This window comes from Amycolatopsis sp. GA6-003 (assembly GCF_046267895.1).
GTDB lineage: Bacteria > Actinomycetota > Actinomycetes > Mycobacteriales > Pseudonocardiaceae > Amycolatopsis.
The window spans coordinates 7176999-7196364 of record NZ_CP176499.1 but is presented as its reverse complement, the minus strand read 5'-3'; the positions used below and the strand labels follow the sequence as shown (position 1 = coordinate 7196364).

The 19366-nt window shown below is 69.3% G+C and carries 20 protein-coding genes; 11 read left to right on the top strand and 9 right to left on the bottom strand.

Annotated elements, in window-relative coordinates; all coding sequences use genetic code 11:
* Window positions 1–112: 112 nt before the first annotated feature.
* Both F9C12_RS32845 and F9C12_RS32840 read left to right on the top strand, forming a co-directional pair.
* Window positions 113–832 carry a VOC family protein gene (locus F9C12_RS32845; protein WP_409462949.1) on the top strand — a complete coding sequence of 240 codons (720 nt, stop codon included), beginning with the start codon at window positions 113–115 and terminating at the stop codon, window positions 830–832.
* 31 nt (window positions 833–863) lie between these two features.
* Window positions 864–1352: a GNAT family N-acetyltransferase gene (locus F9C12_RS32840; RefSeq protein ID WP_409462948.1), complete on the top strand. Its 489-nt coding sequence runs from the start codon at window positions 864–866 to the stop codon at window positions 1350–1352.
* Between the two features lie 7 nt (window positions 1353–1359).
* On the opposite strand, the gene F9C12_RS32835 is transcribed toward F9C12_RS32840, so the two are convergent.
* Window positions 1360–1791, bottom strand: coding sequence for an Lrp/AsnC family transcriptional regulator (locus tag F9C12_RS32835; protein WP_409462947.1), 432 nt, complete (start codon window positions 1789–1791; stop codon window positions 1360–1362).
* A 161-nt stretch (window positions 1792–1952) separates the two neighbouring features.
* On the opposite strand from F9C12_RS32835, the gene pdhA reads away from it, so the two are divergent.
* The 3 genes from pdhA to F9C12_RS32820 are packed head-to-tail and all read left to right on the top strand — an operon-like array spanning window position 1953 to window position 5298.
* The gene (pdhA, locus tag F9C12_RS32830; RefSeq protein WP_409462946.1) at window positions 1953–3053 is read left to right on the top strand and encodes a pyruvate dehydrogenase (acetyl-transferring) E1 component subunit alpha; all 1101 of its coding nucleotides are present in this window, start codon (window positions 1953–1955) and stop codon (window positions 3051–3053) included.
* Window positions 3050–4066, top strand: coding sequence for an alpha-ketoacid dehydrogenase subunit beta (locus F9C12_RS32825; protein ID WP_409462945.1), 1017 nt, complete (start codon window positions 3050–3052; stop codon window positions 4064–4066). The genes pdhA and F9C12_RS32825 overlap by 4 nt, the downstream gene beginning before the upstream one ends.
* A complete protein-coding gene (locus F9C12_RS32820) occupies window positions 4066–5298 on the top strand; it encodes a dihydrolipoamide acetyltransferase family protein (protein WP_409462944.1) in 1233 nt (410 codons plus the stop codon). The genes F9C12_RS32825 and F9C12_RS32820 overlap by 1 nt, the downstream gene beginning before the upstream one ends.
* Window positions 5299–5304: 6 nt before the next feature.
* Here the strand turns inward: F9C12_RS32820 and F9C12_RS32815 are convergent, their stop codons facing one another.
* The 5 genes from F9C12_RS32815 to F9C12_RS32795 form a co-directional block, all read right to left on the bottom strand.
* Complete coding sequence (locus F9C12_RS32815; RefSeq protein WP_409462943.1) at window positions 5305–6573, bottom strand: glycosyltransferase family 2 protein; 1269 nt, start codon at window positions 6571–6573, stop codon at window positions 5305–5307.
* On the bottom strand, window positions 6570–6743 hold the full coding sequence (locus F9C12_RS32810) for a hypothetical protein (protein WP_409462942.1): 174 nt from the start codon (window positions 6741–6743) through the stop codon (window positions 6570–6572). The genes F9C12_RS32815 and F9C12_RS32810 overlap by 4 nt, the downstream gene beginning before the upstream one ends.
* A 22-nt stretch (window positions 6744–6765) precedes the next feature.
* Window positions 6766–8448, bottom strand: a complete 1683-nt coding sequence (locus F9C12_RS32805; RefSeq protein ID WP_409462941.1) for a DUF2334 domain-containing protein — start codon at window positions 8446–8448, stop codon at window positions 6766–6768.
* On the bottom strand, window positions 8445–9638 hold the full coding sequence (wecB, locus tag F9C12_RS32800) for a non-hydrolyzing UDP-N-acetylglucosamine 2-epimerase (RefSeq protein ID WP_409462940.1): 1194 nt from the start codon (window positions 9636–9638) through the stop codon (window positions 8445–8447). The genes F9C12_RS32805 and wecB overlap by 4 nt, the downstream gene beginning before the upstream one ends.
* A gap of 367 nt (window positions 9639–10005) precedes the next feature.
* Window positions 10006–10491 (bottom strand): carboxymuconolactone decarboxylase family protein, encoded by a 486-nt coding sequence (locus F9C12_RS32795; protein ID WP_409462939.1) that lies wholly within the window; start codon window positions 10489–10491, stop codon window positions 10006–10008.
* A gap of 46 nt (window positions 10492–10537) precedes the next feature.
* On the opposite strand from F9C12_RS32795, the gene F9C12_RS32790 reads away from it, so the two are divergent.
* From F9C12_RS32790 to F9C12_RS32775, 4 genes are all read left to right on the top strand, one after another.
* A complete protein-coding gene (locus tag F9C12_RS32790) occupies window positions 10538–11935 on the top strand; it encodes a PLP-dependent aminotransferase family protein (protein WP_409462938.1) in 1398 nt (465 codons plus the stop codon).
* 73 nt (window positions 11936–12008) lie between these two features.
* Window positions 12009–12185 (top strand): CsbD family protein, encoded by a 177-nt coding sequence (locus tag F9C12_RS32785; RefSeq protein ID WP_101438219.1) that lies wholly within the window; start codon window positions 12009–12011, stop codon window positions 12183–12185.
* Window positions 12186–12301: 116 nt separating this feature from the next.
* Window positions 12302–12910 (top strand): TetR/AcrR family transcriptional regulator, encoded by a 609-nt coding sequence (locus F9C12_RS32780; RefSeq protein WP_409185614.1) that lies wholly within the window; start codon window positions 12302–12304, stop codon window positions 12908–12910.
* Window positions 12911–12928: 18 nt separating this feature from the next.
* The gene (locus tag F9C12_RS32775) at window positions 12929–14464 is read left to right on the top strand and encodes an FAD-dependent monooxygenase (protein WP_409462937.1); all 1536 of its coding nucleotides are present in this window, start codon (window positions 12929–12931) and stop codon (window positions 14462–14464) included.
* Between the two features lie 333 nt (window positions 14465–14797).
* Here F9C12_RS32775 and F9C12_RS32770 read toward each other — a convergent pair whose 3' ends face one another.
* Window positions 14798–15607 carry a class I SAM-dependent methyltransferase gene (locus F9C12_RS32770; RefSeq protein ID WP_409462936.1) on the bottom strand — a complete coding sequence of 270 codons (810 nt, stop codon included), beginning with the start codon at window positions 15605–15607 and terminating at the stop codon, window positions 14798–14800.
* 195 nt (window positions 15608–15802) lie between these two features.
* On the opposite strand from F9C12_RS32770, the gene F9C12_RS32765 reads away from it, so the two are divergent.
* A complete protein-coding gene (locus tag F9C12_RS32765; protein WP_409462935.1) occupies window positions 15803–17233 on the top strand; it encodes a xylulokinase in 1431 nt (476 codons plus the stop codon).
* Between the two features lie 4 nt (window positions 17234–17237).
* Window positions 17238–17921, top strand: coding sequence for an alpha/beta hydrolase family protein (locus F9C12_RS32760; RefSeq protein ID WP_409462934.1), 684 nt, complete (start codon window positions 17238–17240; stop codon window positions 17919–17921).
* Here F9C12_RS32760 and F9C12_RS32755 read toward each other — a convergent pair.
* On the bottom strand, window positions 17914–18618 hold the full coding sequence (locus F9C12_RS32755; protein ID WP_409462933.1) for an anti-sigma factor family protein: 705 nt from the start codon (window positions 18616–18618) through the stop codon (window positions 17914–17916). The two genes, F9C12_RS32760 and F9C12_RS32755, sit on opposite strands and share 8 nt — an antisense overlap.
* Window positions 18615–19154, bottom strand: coding sequence for a sigma-70 family RNA polymerase sigma factor (locus F9C12_RS32750; protein ID WP_409185608.1), 540 nt, complete (start codon window positions 19152–19154; stop codon window positions 18615–18617). The genes F9C12_RS32755 and F9C12_RS32750 overlap by 4 nt, the downstream gene beginning before the upstream one ends.
* Window positions 19155–19366 lie beyond the last annotated feature (212 nt).

The following is a 19366-nucleotide window of genomic DNA, read 5'->3' as shown; positions in this document are numbered from 1 at the left end:
TGCGTGCGCCGAACCGGACCCGGCCACTGCCTCCCACATGGTGAGCGGCCGAGGACCGCAGCTGTCCGCGATTCGCCCTACCGTCGCCGCCATCACCGACGAAGGGACCTCCATGAGCACCATCGACCGCGAGCAGCCGCTCGGCACCCCGACCTGGATCGACCTCACCGTGCCGGACCTGGCCCGCGCGCAACGCTTCTACGGTTCCGTCCTCGGCTGGACCTTCGACGGCGACCACTGCCTGCTGCGCGACCTCCCCGTCGCCGGCCTCCGCCAAGGAACCGCCCGCCCGGCCTGGACGGTCTACTTCGCGACCGACGACTGCGACCGCACCGCCAAGGCCGTCGCCGCCGCGGGCGGCAAGCTCCTCGACCACCCCCGCGACGACGGAGACCAGGCTCGTGTCGCCGTCGCGGAAGACCCGACAGGTGCGCGCTTCGGGCTCTGGCAGGGCCGCAAACTCCCCGGCGCCCGGCTCGTCAACGAACCCAGCACCCTGATGCGCAACGACCTCGTCACGCCCGCGCCCAACCCGGCGCGAGACTTCTACTGCCAGGTTTTCTCCTTCACCCTCGACGGCAACGACGACCTGTCCGGCGTCGACTTCACCTTCCTCCGCCGCCCGGACGGCCACGAAATCGGCGGCATCATCGGCGACCCGTCCGCCTCGGCCTCGGTGTGGGGCACCCTGTTCCTCGTCACCGACGCCGACGCGGCGGGAGCGCGGGCGGTCGAGCACGGCGGCGAGATTGTCGAAGCGCAGGACAGCCCGTACGGACGCATGGTGACCGTCAAAGATCCGTTCGGCGCGGAATTCGTTCTGGGCTCCTGAACCAGGTGCTTCCGGTGCTAGAACAACACAGGTGGACCTCGAAACCCTCCCCGGCGCGACCCTGCTCCCCGCGACCCCCGACGACGCCGCCGAGCTGATGGTGCTCCAACGGTGCTGCTGGGTGCAGGAAGCCCTGCTCAACAACACCTTGGAGCATCCAGCACTGAGGGAAGACCTCGACGAAGTGCGCGAGTCGATCAAGACCTGGCACAGCTGGGTCGTCCGGTTGGGGCACCGGCTCGTCGGCGCGGTCCGTGCCCGCAGCGTCGAGGACGGCGGCTGGGAGATCAGCCGCCTGATGGTCGCGCCGGACCTGGCTGGCCGCGGCCTCGGGCGGTTTCTCCTCGAACACGCCGAACGGCACGCCCCGCCGGAGACGAAGCAGTACGTCCTCTTCGCCGGCGCGTCCAGCGAACGCAACATCGCGCTCTACGAACGGGCCGGGTACCGCCGCGCGCCCATGCCATTCGAAGCGACCGGAGTGTTCCGGCTCGCGGTCTACCTGGTCAAAGCGGCCTGACCAAGGCTCACAGCTCGTCGAAGACCAGCACGGTGTGCGTGGAGAGCACGTCCGGCATGTTCTGCAACCGTTCGAACACCAAGTCCCGCAGGCTGTCCGCGTCGCGGGTACGCACGAACAGGATCAGGTCGTTGTCCCCGGACACCAGGCCGCCGTGTTCGATTTCCGGGATGTGCTTGAGTTCCGCGCTCACCGTGCGCCACGAGTTCTGCGTGACCTTCAAGTACACGTACGCAGCCAGCCCCTGCCCCATCCGGCGCGGATCGGTGACGGCCGTGTACCCGGTGATCACGCCTTCGCGGTGCAGCCGCTCCACACGCGTGTAGCAGCCGGCCCGCGAAATGTGCGCGCGTTCGGCCAGGGCGCGCATCGACGCGCGGCCGTCTTTCTTCAGCTCGGCGATCAGTTTCAGGTCGACCTCGTCCAGCACCGCAGCCATTTGTCCACCCGGCTGGGACATCCGCGCCACCTCGCAAGCCAATCGTCCAACCAAGAAGCACCAACCCGACCATCATTCCACAGTTCCCGGTCACGTCTGGATCTCTGATCGCTCGCGCACGAGTATCAGGGCCTACTCGTCTTCGTCGATGGGAGCTGTCGGTGACCACCACGGAACGCACTGCCGCGTCCTATTTCCTGCCCAGCGACGAGCCGCTCGGCCTCGTGACCGCCGACGGCACGCCGACGCCCGACCCGGCGCTCGCGATGCCCGCGGACGACGTCCTCCTCCGCCTCTACCGCGGCATGGTTTCCGGACGCCGCTTCGACACCCAGGCCACCGCGCTGACCAAACAGGGGCGGCTCGCGGTGTACCCGTCGGCGCGCGGGCAGGAAGCCGCCGAGATCGGCTCGATCCTCGCGCTTCGCCCGCAGGACTGGCTTTTCCCCACCTACCGCGACTCGATGGCCGTCGTCGCGCGCGGCGTCGACCCGGTCGAGGTGCTGACGCTGCTTCGCGGCGACTGGCACTGCGGCTACGACCCGTACCGCGCCAACGTCGCCCCGCAGTGCACGCCGCTCGCCACCAACACGCTGCACGCGGTCGGCTTCGCGCACGCTGCGCGCGTGAAGGGCGAAGACACGGTTTCGCTCGTTCTCGTCGGTGACGGTGCCACCAGCGAAGGCGACACGCACGAAGCGCTGAACTTCGCTGCGGTCTGGAAGGCCCCGGTGGTCTTCCTCGTACAGAACAACGGCTACGCCATCAGTGTCCCGCTCGCGAAGCAGACCGCTGCTCCTTCGCTCGCGTACAAGGGTGTCGGTTACGGCATGCCGTCCGTGCTCGTTGACGGCAACGACGCTGCCGCCGTACACGCTGTCGTCGAGCAGGCGGTCGCGCGCGCCGCGGCTGGCGAAGGACCGACGCTGATCGAGGCCGTCACCTACCGCATGGAGTCGCACACCAACGCCGACGACGCGACGCGCTACCGCGACAAGGCCGAAGTGGAGCAGTGGCTCACGCGAGACCCGATCAGCCGACTCAAGCAGTACCTCACCGACCGTGGCCTCCTCGACGACAAGGCGCAGCAAGAGATCGACGCGCGCGCCGAAGAGGAAGCAGCCGCGTTGCGCGAGCGGATGAACGTGGACACCGAGCTCGACCCGGCGGATCTCTTCCGGCACGTGTACGCCGAACCGACCGCCGCGTTGCGCCAGCAGGCCGCCGAACTGGCGCACGAGAACACCGAGGACCAGGCATGACCGCAACTCTGGACACCACGCTGTCGCTCGCCGGGGCGCTCAACCGCGCTCTCGCGGACGCACTCGCCGAGGACGAGCGCGTGCTCGTCTTCGGCGAGGACGTCGGCACGCTCGGCGGCGTCTTCCGCGTCACCGACGGGCTCGCCGCACGCTTCGGCGACGCTCGCGTCTTCGACTCGCCGCTCGCCGAGTCGGGCATCGTCGGCACCGCGATCGGGATGGCGATGAACGGCCTGCGCCCGGTCATCGAGATGCAGTTCGACGCGTTCGCCTACCCCGCGTTCGAACAAATCACCAGCCACCTCGCCAAACTCCGCAACCGCACCAAGGGCCAGGTCGAACTGCCCGTGGTGATCCGCGTGCCTTACGGCGGCGGCATCGGCGGCGTCGAGCACCACTGCGACTCGTCCGAGGTCTACTACACGCACACGGCCGGGCTGCGCGTCGTCACCCCGGCCACGCCGGACGACGCCTACACCCTGCTGCGCGAGGCGATCGACAGCCAGGACCCGGTCATTTTCCTCGAGCCGAAACGCCGGTATTGGGAAAAGGGAACCGTTGACCCGCAACGCCGTTCGCCCGGTCTCGACAAAGCGGTGATCCGCCGCGAAGGCAGCGACGTGACCCTCATTTCCTACGGCGGAGCACTCGGCACAACCCTCGAAGCTGCCGAAGCCGCCTCCGAAGAGGGTTACGACACCGAAGTGATCGATCTGCGCAGCCTCGCGCCATTCGACCTGGAAACGGTCGCCGCTTCCGTGCGACGCACCGGTCGCGCGGTCGTCGTACACGAGGCGAGCCGATTCTGCGGTTACGGCGCCGAGGTCGCCGCGCAACTGTCCGAGCACTGTTTCCATTACCTGGAAGCACCGGTATTGCGAGTCGCCGGATTCGATATTCCTTATCCCGCGCCGAATCTGGAACAGCACCACCTGCCGGGCGTCGACCGGATCCTGGACGCGATCGAACGCCTCCAATGGGACGACGCGGCGCCTCTCGACGGGGAGAAGTGATGGCCGTCTTCAAACTGCCTGACCTCGGCGAAGGACTGACCGAGGCGGAAATCGTCGCGTGGCACGTCGCGGTCGGCGACACCGTCACCGTGGACCAGACCGTCGTGGAGGTCGAGACCGCGAAGGCGAGCGTCGAGGTTCCGGTGCCGTTCGCGGGCCGAGTCGCGGCGTTGCACGGAGCGGCCGGCGAGGTGCTGACCGTCGGCAGCCCACTGATCACTGTGGACAGTGCTGCGGATTTCACCGAACCCGGCGTCGTGACCCCGGAGGGCAGCGGAAACGTCCTGATCGGCTACGGCACCAGCCAAACCCGCACCCGGCGGGCGAGGCGGCCGCGCGGCAGCAAGGCACCGGCGACCGCACCGGCCGCAGCGCCGAAGTCCACTTCGGACCGCGTCCGCGTAGTGTCCCCGCTGGTCCGTCGTCTCGCCCGGGAGTCCGGAGTGGACCTTCACGCGCTGACCGGAACCGGTACCGACGGCATCGTGAGCCGCGCCGACGTAGAACGCGTGATCGCCGCCGTCGAGACCTCGGCAACCCCAGCGGACGAGCAACGAATCCCCTTGCGCGGCCTGCGCAAAACCGTCGCCGACAAACTCGCCCGCTCCCGACGCGAGATTCCTGAGGCGACCGTCTGGGTGGACGTCGACGCGACCGAGTTGCTGCAGCTGCGCACCGCGCTCAACAGCGATCCGCATGCCCCGAAGATCAGCCTGCTCGCGCTCATTGCCCGGTTCGCCGTCGCTGGCCTGCGCCGATTCCCCGAGCTGAACGCGCATCTGGAAGGCGACGAGATCGTCATCCCGTCCAGTGTCCACCTCGGCTTCGCCGCGCAGACCGACCGCGGCCTGGTCGTCCCAGTGGTCCAGAACGCGCACCAGCACACCCTGGAAGATCTCTCCGCCGCGCTCGCCGACCGCACCGAACAGGCCCGCGCCGGGCGGCTCGCTCCGGCCGACCTCACCGGCGGCACGTTCACCGTGAACAATTACGGTGTGTTCGGAGTGGACGGTTCGGCGGCCATCATCAATTACCCGGAGGTCGCGATCCTCGGCGTCGGCCGGATCATCGACCGGCCGTGGATTGTGGACGGTCAGGTCACCGCCCGCAAGATCACCGAGCTGACGCTCGCGTTCGACCACCGCGTCTGCGATGGCGGCACCGCGGGCGGATTCCTCCGCTTCGTCGCCGACTGCATCGAGAATCCCGTACGACTGCTGCGTACTCTCTGAGGACGGTCAGGCTGGCAACTCTGCCAGCCTTTCCGTTTTCGCCCACACGTTCCGCTTCAGCACGATCCGGAACACGGCCCGCCAGGTCGCCAGCACGCCGAGCAGCAAGAACGCCGGATAACACACTCCGGCCAGCAATGCCCGGTGCAGGGGTTCGTCGCGCAACCGGACAAAGTAGACGATCGCCCACATGATTCCGGGCAGCAGCAACGCGGCGAGCCACCACGCCACCGCCTGCGACAGGTTGCCGGTCTCCGCGACCAAACCGCCGAACGAATTCCCCGTCAGCAACGCCACCGGCACGATCACCAGCAACGCCGCGGCAAGCAGCGAAAGCGGAACAGTCAGCCACGGCACGACGAGGTAGACCAGGAAGTCGAACAACCCCGTCCCAGCGATGAACCGAGACGTCGCGAGACTGCGCAAATGGCGCGAGCACTGCAGATTTCCCTGCGCCCAGCGGGTTCGCTGCCGCAGGAGGCGACGGGTGTCTTCCAGCCCCTGCTGCGTTACCCAAGCACGCTGCGTGTACCGGATCCGCACCCCGGCCAGGTGCAGCCGCAATCCCAGTTCAAGATCCTCGACCAGGCAATCGCTCCACGGCGAGGGACCGAACTTCCGCAACACCGACAGTCGGGTGAACTGCCCATTGCCGCCCATCCCGACACTGCCGAGAACGTCCCGCAACGACTGCGAAGCATCCGCGATCGCGCCGAACTCCAAGTCCTGCAGCAACGCCAGCAACCGGTGTCTATTGTGGATTCTCACCCGGCACTGCACCGCACCGACCCCGCGGCTGCGCAGCATCGCCGCGACCTCAGCAAGCAACCCGGTGCTGCCACGCCCGTCACCGTCGATGATCCCCACGACGGTCTGCGAAACAGTGCCCTCGCGCGCCGAAATAGCGTCGATGTAACGATAACCCGCGTTGAGTGCCTCGCCCTTGCCCTGCCGAGCCTGAGGCAAATCACGCCGCAACACATGCAGCCGATCATCCTTAATGCCCGCGACAATCTCCGGCGTGGCATCATCGGACCCGTCGTCAATGACCAGCACTCGCACGGGTGTTTCCGGACTGCCCAGCCGCAACGCGTTCCGCACCGTGTTGGCGATCACGCGTTCTTCGTTCAGCGCCGGAATGACAATCCAGAACAGCAACGGGCGTGCCGAACGTTCTGCCGCGGGCCGCGGCGCGCGCCAGGCGAAGGCCGCTAGCACCAGGTTGTGCACCGGCCACCAGCACAGCAGCAACACGAACCACCACGGCTGCGTCATGCCGAGTGCCGGCCCCGGGATCCGCTGGCCCGCAGCCGGACCGAACGGACCGTCAACGCCATCGCCACGAATCCCGCTACCGACAACCCGAACCACAGCACCCCATGGAACGGGGCGACACCGATCGCGGCAGCGGAAACGACCGCAGGAGCGACCCGGGTGACAGACATTTCTTTTCCTTCCAGCATGAACTCAAGCAGCGACGGCAGCCGGAGACACAAAACGGTAGCCGAGGCCTTCGATGCCTTCGACCACCTTCCGAAGGTCTCCGAGGCCAAGAAACGGGTGATAATAAAAGCTGACGACGCTGTCGGTTACCACGCGATAGGTCTTCGCGTCAGCCAGGATGTCGTCGGCGGAGCGGGCGGCGTGCTGATTGAACTTGGCCGGAGCCACGTTCCCGACGTTCTCCGGCACCACGACAGTCCCGTAGACATCGCGGACCGGATACGGGAAGAACTGCCCGTATACCTCACGATAGGACACTTCGGTCCGTCCACATTGGCCGCCGTCGCACTGCCCGGCGTAGTAGCTGCCGCGGTCGTACCGCGTCGGAAAGACCTTTCCGGCCTCCTGATAGTCCACTGCGGACCCGCCGTAATGCGGAAACTCGAACGCGTCCGGCCGCGGCAAGCCGACCCGGTCGAACTCGGCGAGACCGGTCGCGACGCGATTACGAAACCACTCCGGCGAATCCTCCGGAACCGGTCCGCTGAGCCGCACATTGTCCTGGTGGTCGACGGTTGCCCGGTAGAACTCGTAGTCCGCACCGCTGGTTCCCGAGTACGGGTTGGCAGTCTCGCCGTTCTGGTGACTGTAGCCGTGCATCACCAAGGTTCCACCCCGCGCGACCGCATCTCGCAGGGCCGCAACAAGTTCCGGACGGTCCACCAACCGCGCGAACGTCGGTTTCCCACCGTTCGCCGCACCACGCGGGTCCGCGTAATACGGGTAGACCGCCAACGAGAACGGCACACCATGCCCGCTCAGGTAATCCGTGATCGCCCGCACTTCAGCAGGCGGCGTAAGCGGACCGATGTCCTCGATCCGCACCAGTGCCCGACGACGTTCTGGAGTGTCCGGCGCGAGCGCGCCGAGCAGAATGTCAGCAGCCGCCAGATAACGATCGCCCGCGCCGACGTAAGAATACGGCACCTCGGCGAGATAGGTAAATGATCCACTGTGGACCGCCCACGGCGATGCCACTCCCTCGGCCGACTTCGCCTGCGCCAGCACCTTCGCCTTCGGCGAGGTCACTCGCACGCCCAAGACATCGACCCCGGCATTGGGATCACGGCGCAGCTCAGTGTCTCGATAGGACACCGTCGTGACCTTGTCCTCCCGGAACGGAGCCCACGTCCAACCCCACTTTCCGGCGAGCGTCGGCGTGTGGTCGAACAGCTGCCAGATATTGCTGCCCATCCACACCACCGGCAGCCGGGTCCGGCTCACGTCGTCCAGCAACGCGGGCGGCAGTTGCGCGTCGTAAACCGTGCCGACGTAAACCACCGCCTGGTACTCGTTCAGCTCGCCGCTGCGGTAATCGGCGGCGGGCAGCATTCGCCAAGCGGTGGAACGGGAAACCAGATTCGCCGTCTGGATGGCGTTGGCCTGCGCTTCCTCGGCGACCTGCGTCGCGGGCGGACTCGGCCGCAACCGTCGCCCGTCATCGAACAGCACCAACGTGCGCCGGTCGTCCCGGCCGCCCGGGCCCGCCAGCCCGATTTTCGGTTGCCGCAGAACCGGTTCGGCCGGAGAGGCGGCTTCCGAACCGGCACCGTCGTCCGAGACCACCACGACGATCCCGCCCACCAGACTGACGACCGCGGCGACAATGATCCCGAGCCGCAACCACGCCGGGAACCGTTGATTCACTGCGCGACCTCAGCCAGTTCCGGCACGAACGGCTCCGGCGCTTGAGCAGCCAATCCCAGCAGCCAGGCCACCGCTTGCTCGGTGCGCTCCGCGGCCCGGCCGTCGCCGAACGGATTGGCGCGCGTGCTCATCGCCGCTCGCTGCGCCGGATCGGTCAACAACCTCGACGCGGTGTCCACAATGAACTCGGCATCGGTTCCGACGAGCATCGCACAACCGGCGTTGACGGCTTCCATCCGCTCCGTCGTGTCCCGCAAGACCAGCACCGGAACCTTGAACGTCGGCGCTTCCTCTTGAATACCACCGGAATCCGACATGATGAGCGAGCTGGCCGCGATCGCCGCCGCAGTCTGTTCATACGGCAACGCAGGAGTCAGCACCACGCGCGGGTGACCCGCCAGCGCATTGCGCACCGTTTCCTGCACAGCCGGGTTCGGGTGCATCGGCAGCAACACGCGAACATCCGGATGCCGCGCCAGCAGCGTGTCCACAGCGGACAGAATGCGAGTCAGCGGCTCGCCCCAGGATTCCCGGCGGTGCGCGGTCACCAGCACCAACCGGCACTCGCCCCGCGTCGCCGACTCGACCACGTCCGCGACCGCACCGTCGGCAAAGGACACTCCCTGGTCGGTCACCCGGGAAATCGCGTCCACCACAGTGTTTCCCGTGACGAGGAGAACGCTGTCGTCGACGTTTTCGGCACGCAGGTTCTGCGCGGCGTCCGGGGTCGGGGCCAGGTGCAGGCTCGCGGCCTGCGTGACGAGCCGCCGGTTCAGCTCCTCGGGAAATGGCGACTGCAGGTCGAACGAGCGCAGCCCGGCTTCCAGATGCACCACGGGAATCTTGCGCCAGAACGCGACCATCGCACCGGCCACAGTGGACGTCGTGTCGCCCTGCACGAGCACCGCGGCGGGCGGCCGTCGCGCGGCGAGCGCGTCGAGACCGGTGATGAGCTGCGAGAACAGCTCCGGCTGCCCGCCGTCGACCCGGTTCAGCGCGAGCCGCAGGTCCGGGGTCAGCGAGAACGCGGCGAGCACCTGGTCGACCAGCTCCGGATGCTGCCCGGTCGCGACGAGCACCGGATCCAGCCGTCCGGACCGGCGCATTTCCTGCACGACCGGCGCCATTTTGATCGCCTCCGGCCGGGTGCCGGCGATCAGCCAGACCACCGGTGCGTCACCCCGGGTCATCACGGAACTCCATTTCAGCGAGAACGGACGCGACCCGGAAAAGTTCACTGGATCGCGCCGACCACGCTAACTACGGCATCCGGAATCAACCTCACCCTCACGGGTAAAACTCACCGTCAGTAGTCGCCGTCACAAACCGTCAAGAAAGCACCAGCGGCTGCGCACCTCATTTTTAAGCATCTGCTTACTTAACCGAACCCTGGAGACGTCAGCATTGCCGAGCACTCTCCGTAATCAGCCTGGATCGGTTAAGTCACCAGCCCGGGAAAAGAGCGCCCGAAACTCCGGTCGCCCTTTCCCGTCGCCGGGCCAAACCGGGGGTATGGCCTCTCGTGATCCTGCTCGCATAGTGGTCCAGACCACCAGGTCAGTGCTTCCCCGGAACGTATTCGCCGGGCACCATCCGCGTCGTGACCGCGAACCGGTTCCACGCATTGATCACCGTGATCGTCGCGATCAGCTGGGCCAGCTCGGCCTCCTCGAAGTGCTCGGCGGCGCGGGCGAAGACCTCGTCGGGCACGAAGCCGTCGGTGAGCACGGTGACCGCTTCGGTCAGCTCCAGCGCGGCGACCTCCTTCGCGGTGTAGAAGTGCTTCGACTCCTGCCAAGCGGACAGCTGGATGACGCGCTCGGTCGTTTCCCCGGCCGCCAGTGCGTCCTTCGAGTGCATGTCGATGCAGAAGGCACAGTGGTTGATCTGCGACGCCCGGATCAGCACCAGCTGCCGCAGCGTCGGGTCAATGCCGTGGCGGGTCGCGGCGTCGAGACGGATCATCGCCTTGTAAGCCTCGGGTGCCAGCTCCGCCATGGTGAGGCGGGGAGGTTGCACCGGAAGTCGTTCTGTCGTCGTCATAGTTTCGACCCTACGAGCGATTGGCACTCTGTTATGGTCCATTTCCGTGCGCGCGGAGTGGGCCAGTTCGCTGAGTGAAGACCTCCACCTCGACCTGCGCGGGCCCCGCCTGCGCGACGGCCTGATGGAGGCCCTGCGCGACGCTATCCGCACCGGACGGCTCGCCCCGGGCGCGAAACTGCCGTCCAGCCGCACGCTCGGCGCGGATCTGGGAATCGCCCGGAACACCGTGGCGCAAGCGTATGCGGAACTGGTCGCCGAAGGCTGGCTCACCGCGCGGCAAGGCGCCGCAACCCGGGTTGCCCCGCGCGCCGAGACAGCGCCCGCACCAGCCGTGCCGAAGCCCGCGTCGCGCCACCGGATCGTGCACGATCTGCGCCCCGGCCAACCTGACCTGTCCGCGTTTCCGCGCGCGGACTGGCTTAAAGCCGCGCGCCGCGCCCTGACCGACGCGCCCGACGACGCGTTCGGCTACGGCGGTCCGTACGGCCGTCCTGAGCTACGCGAAGCCGTAGCCGCGTACCTCGCCCGTACTCGCGGCGTACGCGCGCACCCCGACCAAATCATGCTGTGCACCGGTACGTCGCACAGTCTCGTCGTACTCGCCGAAGTACTGAAGCAGCGCGAAACCCGCGCGGTCGCCGTAGAGTCGTACGGCTTGCAAGTGCATCGCGCGCAGCTCACCAAGGTCGGCCTGGACACTCCGCAACTGCCGGTGGACGCCGACGGCGCGACGGTCGAACGCCTCGACGACCTGCCCGACGTCGGCGCGGTACTGCTGACGCCGTCGCACCAGTTCCCGACCGGTGTCGCGCTGCATCCGGACCGCCGCGCCGCCGTGGTGGACTGGGCGCGCCGGACCGGCGGACTGGTGCTGGAGGACGACTACGACGGCGAGTTCCGCTACGACCGCAGCCCGGTCGGCGCGATGCAGGGCCTCGACCCGGACCACGTGATTTACCTTGGCACCACAAGCAAAGCACTCGCCCCGGGCCTGCGGCTGGGCTGGATGGTGCTCCCGCCGCGGATCGCCAGGGCCGCCGCCGAGGCCAAGGGCGAGCGCGATCCGTTCTCCGGCGTGCTCGACCAGCTCACCATGGCCGAGTTCATCACTTCGGGCAGCTACGACCGGCACATCCGCGCGATGCGGCTGCACTACCGCCGCCGGCGCGACCAGCTCGTCGCGGCGCTGGCCGAGCACGCGCCGAACACCCGGGTGACCGGGCTGTCCGCCGGGCTGCAGGTGCTCGCGGACGTCCCGGTCGGCGAGGAGGACGCCGTGGTGCAAGGGTCCGCATGGCAGGGGCTGGCGATGCACGGGCTCGGCGCGTTCCGGCATCCCGAAGCACCCGCGGACCGCGACGCGCTGGTGATCGGCTTCAGCACTCCGTCGGCGAGCGCGTGGTCGGGCGCGCTGGCCGCGTTGTGCCGGGTGCTGCCCTAGCCGGCCGGGCGCGTTTGGCGCCCGGCAGAGCGGGTAGCCGAAGCGCGAGGGGCACGAGAAGGGAGGACCCATCGTGAACGACAAAGCCGAGAACAAGGCCGAAGAACTTAAGGGGCGCGCCAAGGAAGCCGTCGGCAACGCCACGGACAACGAGCAGTGGCAGGCCGAAGGCAAGGCGGAGCAGGGCAAGGGCAACCTCAAACAGGCTGCCGAGAAGGTGAAGGACGCGTTCAAGAGCAGCAAGGACTGACCGGACGCGGGACCAGGGAAGCCCGGGGCATCCGTGCCCCGGGCTTCTTCGCGCCTCCAAACTTGCACAACACGCAAACTTTGCGCACCACGCAAGCCGCGCGCTATGGTGGTCCCATGACCGACCGACCGAACCTCCGAGACCGCCGCCGCCAAGAAACCCGAGTCGACATCTCCTGGGCGGCAGTCCGGCTCACGGTCGAGCGCGGTCTGTCGAACGTGACAATCGAGGACATCGCCCGGGAAGCGGGAGTTTCTCCGCGCACCGTCAACAACTACTTCTCCAGCAAAGCCGAAGCGATCGTCGCCCGCCACCAGGACCGGGCTCGCGGGATCGCTGACCACCTCCGCGCGCGCCCTGCGTCGGAGCCGCTGTGGACCGCGCTGCGCGAAGCGTCGCTGGCGCAGCTCAACGCCGACCGCGGCTCCGCCCCCGGCGGCCGGAACGATCCACAATGGACAGCTGGGGTCCAGGTCATGATCGCCGAACCCGCCCTGGCGGGCGAATTCCTCAAAGCCAACGTCGCGGCCGAAGAAGCACTGGCCGAGGCCGTCGCGGAACGGCTCGGCGCGGACGTCTCCGATCTCCGCGTCCAGCTCATCGCCACCACCGCGGGCGGCGTGCTGCGCGCAGTCATCCAGGAATGGCTGCGCACGGACCCGCCCGCCGACCTGACCGCCATCGTGCACCGGGCGTTCGACACGCTCGCCGAGGTGCTTCCCTGATCCCGCAAGGAGATCCCCATGTCCGCCGTCGTCATCGCGGGCGCCGGGCCGAACGGCCTGATGCTCGCCGCCGAACTCTGCCTCGCCGGAGTCCGCCCCGTCCTCCTGGAGCGGCTCGCCGAACCGGACGGGGTGCGCCGAGCCAACGGTCTCGTCGGCCAAGTCGTGCCGCTGCTGCACCGGCGCGGGCTGTTCGAGAAACTCGCCGGCATCCCCGAACCCGCGCCCGTGCCGCGCTTCGTGTTCGGCGCGTTTCCGGTCGCATTCGCTGACCTTCCCCGGAATCCGATGTATATCCTGGGAAAGCCGCAGCACGAGCTTGAGCGGCTGCTGACCGAGCACGTCCGCTCGCTCGGCGCCGACCTCCGCCGGGGCCACGAACTCACCGGCTTCACCCAGGACGAGGACTCGGTGACCGTGCGGGTGAACGGACCGGACGGTCCCTACGAGATCGCCGCCGAATACCTGGTCGGCGCGGACGGCGGGCGCAGCACGGTGCGCAAGCTCGCCGGAATCGAGTTCCCCGGCGTCACGTGGGACGAAACGGTGTCCCGCAGCGCGAATGTGCGGCTGCCGCGGTCCTTCGCCGATCCGGTGACCGGCGGGCTGAAGCTGGAGACCGGCGTCCTCCCGCCGTTCCAGCACCACCGGACGGAAACCGGGGTGTTCGTGTTCGCGCCGTTCGACCCGGAGAACCCGACGCTGTCGGTCACCGAACACACCGGCGCCGCCGAGTTCGCCGAGGACGATCCGCTGACCCTGGACGAATTGCGCGCGAGCGTGCACCGGGTGCTCGGAGTCGACCTGCCGCTCGAACCGCCGTCCGGCCCCGGCCCGTTCCTGCTGCGCAGGCTGAGCGGCGGCAACACCAGGATCGCCGAAACGTACCGGCGAGGCCGGGTGCTGCTGGTCGGCGACGCGGCCCACGTGCACTCCGCGATCGGCGGCCCCGGGCTCAACCTCGGCCTGCAGGACGCGGCGAACCTGGCGTGGAAGCTCGCCGCGGAGGTGCGGGGCTGGGCTCCGCCGGGGCTGCTCGACAGCTACGAAGCCGAACGCCGCCCGGTGAGCGAGCGCGTCGTGATGCACACCCAGGCACAGAGCGCGCTCGTCGCACCCGGGCCGGAAGTCACCGCGCTGCGCGAATTCTTCGGCGAACTTCTGTCCTATCCGGATGTGCGGCAGCACGTCGCCGACCTGATGTCCGGCGCGGACCTGCACTACGGCACCGACCCGGACAGCGGCCGCTGGGCACCCGACCTGCCACTCGCCGACCCGGCCCCGCTGACCGCCGCGTACCGAGCCGCGCGCCCGGTACTGCTGGACCTGACCCCCGGTGCCGTACTCGCCGACGCCGCCGAGCCATGGAAAGACCGCGTGACCACCGTGCCCGCCACGGCAACCGGCGATGCCCCCACCGCCCTGCTCATCCGCCCGGACGGTTACGTCGCCTGGTCCTCCACCGCCGCCGAGCCCGACGTCGAGGCACTCCGCTCCGCCCTCACGCAGTGGTTCGGCGCACCGGTGAGGTCAGCCGTGTCGTCGCCACGCTGACCCACCCCGGCGGGCTCCCCCGCCTAGCCCGCCATCGCCGACCCAAACGCCAAACCGCCCCGCCGCACCCGACAGTCCGCCACACCAGTCACATCAACCGCGACATCGCCACGCTGACCCACACCCCGCCCGACAACCTCGCCTAGCCCGCCACCACAGCCGAACCAGACACCCAAGGCACCCGCGCCACCCTCACCCAATGGTTCGGCACATCAGTCACGTCAACCGAGTCGTCGCCACGCTGACACCCCCCGGCAGGCTCTCGCGCCTAGCCCGCCACCACCGACCCAGACACCAAGCCACCCCGCCGCACCCGACAGTCCGTCACACCAGTCAGATCAACCGCGTCGTCGCCACATTGACCCGCACCCCCGCGGGCAGCGTGCCGTCCGGGGCGACCAGCGACCGGGTCGCCACCTTGAACGCCGTCCGCAGCCCCAGCAGCTGCGTCTCGTCCAGGGCGTCGACCTGGTAGTAGGTGTCGTGGCAGGTCTGCCAGACCGCGTCCGGCGGGCCGGACAGGTCCACCTGCAGCTGATGCCATCCGACCGGCGCGAACCCGGCTGGGCCGAGCAGTGCGTCGAGGCCTTCGCGGGTGCGGGTGCGCGGGTCGCCGGAGGTCGGTACCTGCCGGTCCTCGGGCACCACCGCGAAAAGCGGCCGGGCGACCTTCAGGAATACCTCCAGCGCGTCGGTCCCGCCGCCGCCCACGCCGATCACGAAGGCGCCGCCGGGACGCAGCACGCGGGCGGTCTCGGCGAGCACCTTCTCGACGTCGGACATGAGCATCAGCGCCATGTGCGACACGACCGTGTCGTAGCTGTCGTCCTCGAACGGCAGCTCCTGCGCGCGGCCCGGCCGCAGGTCCGCGTCGGCGAGCCCGGCCCGGCCGCGCGCGATCTCCAGTTGCTTGGCGGAAAGGTCGATGCCGGCGAGCTTTTCGGCACCGCGACCGGCGAGCACCGCCAGCAGCGCGCCGTCCCCGCAGCCGAGGTCGAGCACGCTGCGCGGCCGGCCCACGTGGTCGGCGAACGCCTCGTACACCGAGCGTCCGCCGACCCGGCCCCGCTCGGCCAGTTCGGACGCAGCTGCCGGGTTCCGGTCGTGAAAATCGCGCAGGAACTCTTCGGCTGGCGTCATCATGCCCGAGACGGTAGCGCGAACGGTCGCTTCAGCAGCCCGGTTTTCGCCAGGTCGACGCCGGTCGGTCGAGTAATCCGATTCACAACACCCCTCGTCCGGCGCACGGCTCCGAAGAACCCGGCCGGAACGAGCGATCTCGGCGGCCGGTCCCGCAGCGAAGACCCGACGACAGCGAATTCCTGGTACCCCTGTGGCATGGACGAAGAAGCTCTGCTCGGCATCGACGTCGGCACGACCGCGGTGAAAGTCGCGGCGTTCGCGCCGGACGGCCGGGAACTCGCGGCGCACTCGGTGCCCTATCCGATCGCGCGCCCGCGTCCCGGCTGGGCCGAACAGGACCCGGAAGACTGGTGGCACGCAACGGAAACCGCGCTTCGCACGGTCCTTTCCGGACTTCCCGCCGGTTCGGTGCGCGCGGCCGGGATCGTCAGCCAGGTCAACACCCATCTCCTCGTCGACCGGGACCTGCGGCCTCTCACGCCCGCGGTGATCTGGCAGGACCAGCGGTGCGCGGCGATCGCGGCGGAACTCGACGCCCGCTTCACCGACGACGACAAGAAACGCATCTGGGGCGGGCCGATCGTGCTCGATGCGTCGTTCGCCGGTGCCCGGGCCGCGTGGTTCGCCCGCGAGCGACCGGAACTGTGGTCCCGCGCGCGATGGATGATGAGCCCCAAGGACTTCATCGGCGCACGGCTCACCGGACGCGTGGCGACCGACCTGCTGTCCGGCGTGCGCATCGCCGGAACCTCCGGCTATCTGCCCGAAGCGGTCGCGCTCGTGGACGGGCTCGGCAACCGGCTGCCGGAGCTGCTCGCGCCCGAGGAAGCCCTCGGCCACGCGGCCGCGCTGGGCGACGCCCCGGTCGTCGTCGGAACCATGGACGCCTTCGGCGTCGTTTTCGGCACCCGCACCACAGAACCGGGCCGCGCGATGGTCACCTGCGGGACGTCGTTGGTCGTCGCGGCCGCCTCGCGCCGGAACGAATCGGTCCGCGGCCTGGTCACCTTCCCGCCCCGCGGCGACCTCGTCGTGCACGCCGGACCGACTCAAGCGGCGGGCGACGCGGTGCGCTGGTGGAGCCGAGCGTCCGGGCTCGAGGTGGCTGAAGTGTTCGCTTCCGCCGCGGAAGGCACGCCCGGCGTGGTCTTCCTGCCGCACCTGCAAGGCGAACGCGCGCCGTTGTGGGACCCGGACCTGCGCGGCAGCTTCCTCGGGCTGACGTCGTCCACCACCACGGCGGACCTGTCGCGAGCCGTCCTCACCGGAGTCGCGTTCTCCGCGCGGCACGTGCTGGAAACCGTCGAAGAGGCCTGCGGCGAACGCCTCCCGTCGGTGACGTTCTCCGGCGGCGGCGCACGAAGCGACCTCTGGACCCAACTCCATGCCGACGCGCTGTCCCGCCCCGTCGAACGCCTCCGCGTGCACGACAGCGCCGCGCTAGGAGCCGCCCTCCTCGGAGCAGTCGGCGCGGGCCGGTATCCGGACGTCGAAACCGCCGCGGCCGCGACCGTCGCCGTCGAGCGAACCTTCGCCCCCGAGACCGACTTGACCGGCCTTTACGAGGCGTATCGCGCGGCGCACGAAGGGCTCGCGGGAGTACACGAACGGCTGGCTCGATGGTGATCTAATGGCCAGCATGGAAACCCTCCGCTACGGCAGCGAGCCCAGCCAGTTCGTCGAACTCCACGGGACCCCGGGCGGGCGGGGAACCGCGATCCTGCTGCACGGCGGATGGTGGCGCGCCCGGCACGACCTGCACCAGCTCGACCCGATGGCGGCCGACCTCGTCGCCGCGGGCTGGTATGTGGCGAACATCGAGTACCGCCGCATCGACGGCGACACCGGCGGCTGGCCGCAAACCCTTGACGACGTACGGGCCGCGATCGCCGCCGTCGAGCGTCCGGACGCGCTGCCGACAGTCGCGATCGGACACTCCGCGGGCGGCCACCTGGCACTGCTGGCCGGCGGCTGGCTCTCCGGCGTCGTCGCGCTGGCCCCGATCACCGACGTCCCGCGCGCCCGGGCCGAGGACCTCGGCGAAGGCGCCGCCGGACTGTTCCTGACCGGCGACGATCCCGCGGCGTCGCCCGTCCGGCAGCTCCCGATCGGGTGTCCGCACCTGGTCGTGCAGGGTGCCGCCGACGTCCGGGTCCCGGTCGCGCACAGCCGTGACTACGCAGCCGCGGCGAAGGCGGCGGGCGACGACGTGGACTACGTCGAGCTTCCCGGCGTGGACCACTTCCGCCTGATCGACCCGGCGGATCAGCCGTGGCAGTCCGCCCGCGACTGGCTGGACCGGCGGTTCAGCTGACATCCGCCTCGACGAACCGGTGCCCGGCGGTGTTTTCGATGACCACCGCCGCCACCTGCGCCGGGTCGACGACCGCCGTGCCGTAGAGGTACGCGCCGTCCCGCGCCGCGCGTTCCGAGACCATCCAGCCGCCGGCGACCTGGCGCTGGCCGTCCTTGCCGAGGACGACGAGCAGGCATTTCTCCCCGGCCGGAATTCCGGTCACCGAACCGTCCACGCGCACCCATCCACTCTGCGGAACGATATTCGCGGTGAGCCGCATCTTGCCGCTGGAATCCGCGCCGGAAACGACCTTCGTGCCCGGAACCGTGCTGGCAGGCGGCGGCGTGGTCGGCACCGCGACCGCGGGCCCAGACGAACTGCGCCCCACCAGCACCCCTACGCCCAACGCGACCGCAGCCACCACGACCGCGGCGACGATCGCCATCGACCGCCCCCGCCCAGCCTGCGCGCGCGACTCCGCCCGGACCTGGCCCACAGTCCGCTGCAACACCAGGTCCGCGCCCACCGGCGGCCCCTCCAGCAACGCCTCCGGCGGCAACTCGCCGAGGAAGCTCTGCACCTCGCGCAGGGACGCGGCCTCCGCCCGGCACCGCTCGCAGCCGTCCAGATGCGTCTCGACGTCGCGCTGCTCGCCGGACGCGAGCTGACCGGACAGGTATCCCGCCAGGTCGACGTGCTCGTCGGCTGTGTTCATCCGGCCACCCCTTCCGCTCGCCGGAACTCTTCCCGCAACGCCCGCAACCCGTAATACGAGCGGGACTTGACCGTGCCCGGAGGAATCCCGAGCCGCTCCGCCGCTTCCGCGACGCTGCGCCCCTGCAGATACATCTGTTCAAGCACCTCGCGATGCTCCGGGGACAGCCCGTCGAGCGCGGCGAGCACCACCATCGAGTCCACGACCTGATCGGCATGATCCCGCGCGACCGGCCCGCCCGAAGGCGACTCGGCCACCTCCTGCGGCCGCGCCTCCTTCGCCCGAACGCGGTCGATCACCAGGTTCCGCACCACGGTGAGCAACCACCCGCGCACCGACCCGCGCCCGTTGACCAGGCTGTCCGGACTGCGCCACGCACGGACGAGCGCCTCCTGCACCACATCCTCCGCCGCCGCCCGATCGCCGAGCAGCCGGGTAGCGTAGGCGAGCATCGCCCGCCCGTGCTCCTCGAAAAGCGCCCGGACCAGCGCCTCGTCCGCAACCGCCCGCCGGTGACGGGCCCTGAACCCGGCCATGCCCCGATCATCCCCCGAGGGGGGGTGAATGTCGCGCGGTCGAGCTGTGTCGCTTCCCGGCCGATGCCGTTCCGGTTACGGGACGGGTTCCTCTCGCTGCGCGCGGTGCCGCCGGGCTAGGCCGTATCCCACCCGACGCAGTTCCGAATACCGCATCCCCGCCTCGCACGGTGCCACAGCCAAGCCAGGCTGCTCCAGCCCAGTGCGGCCCG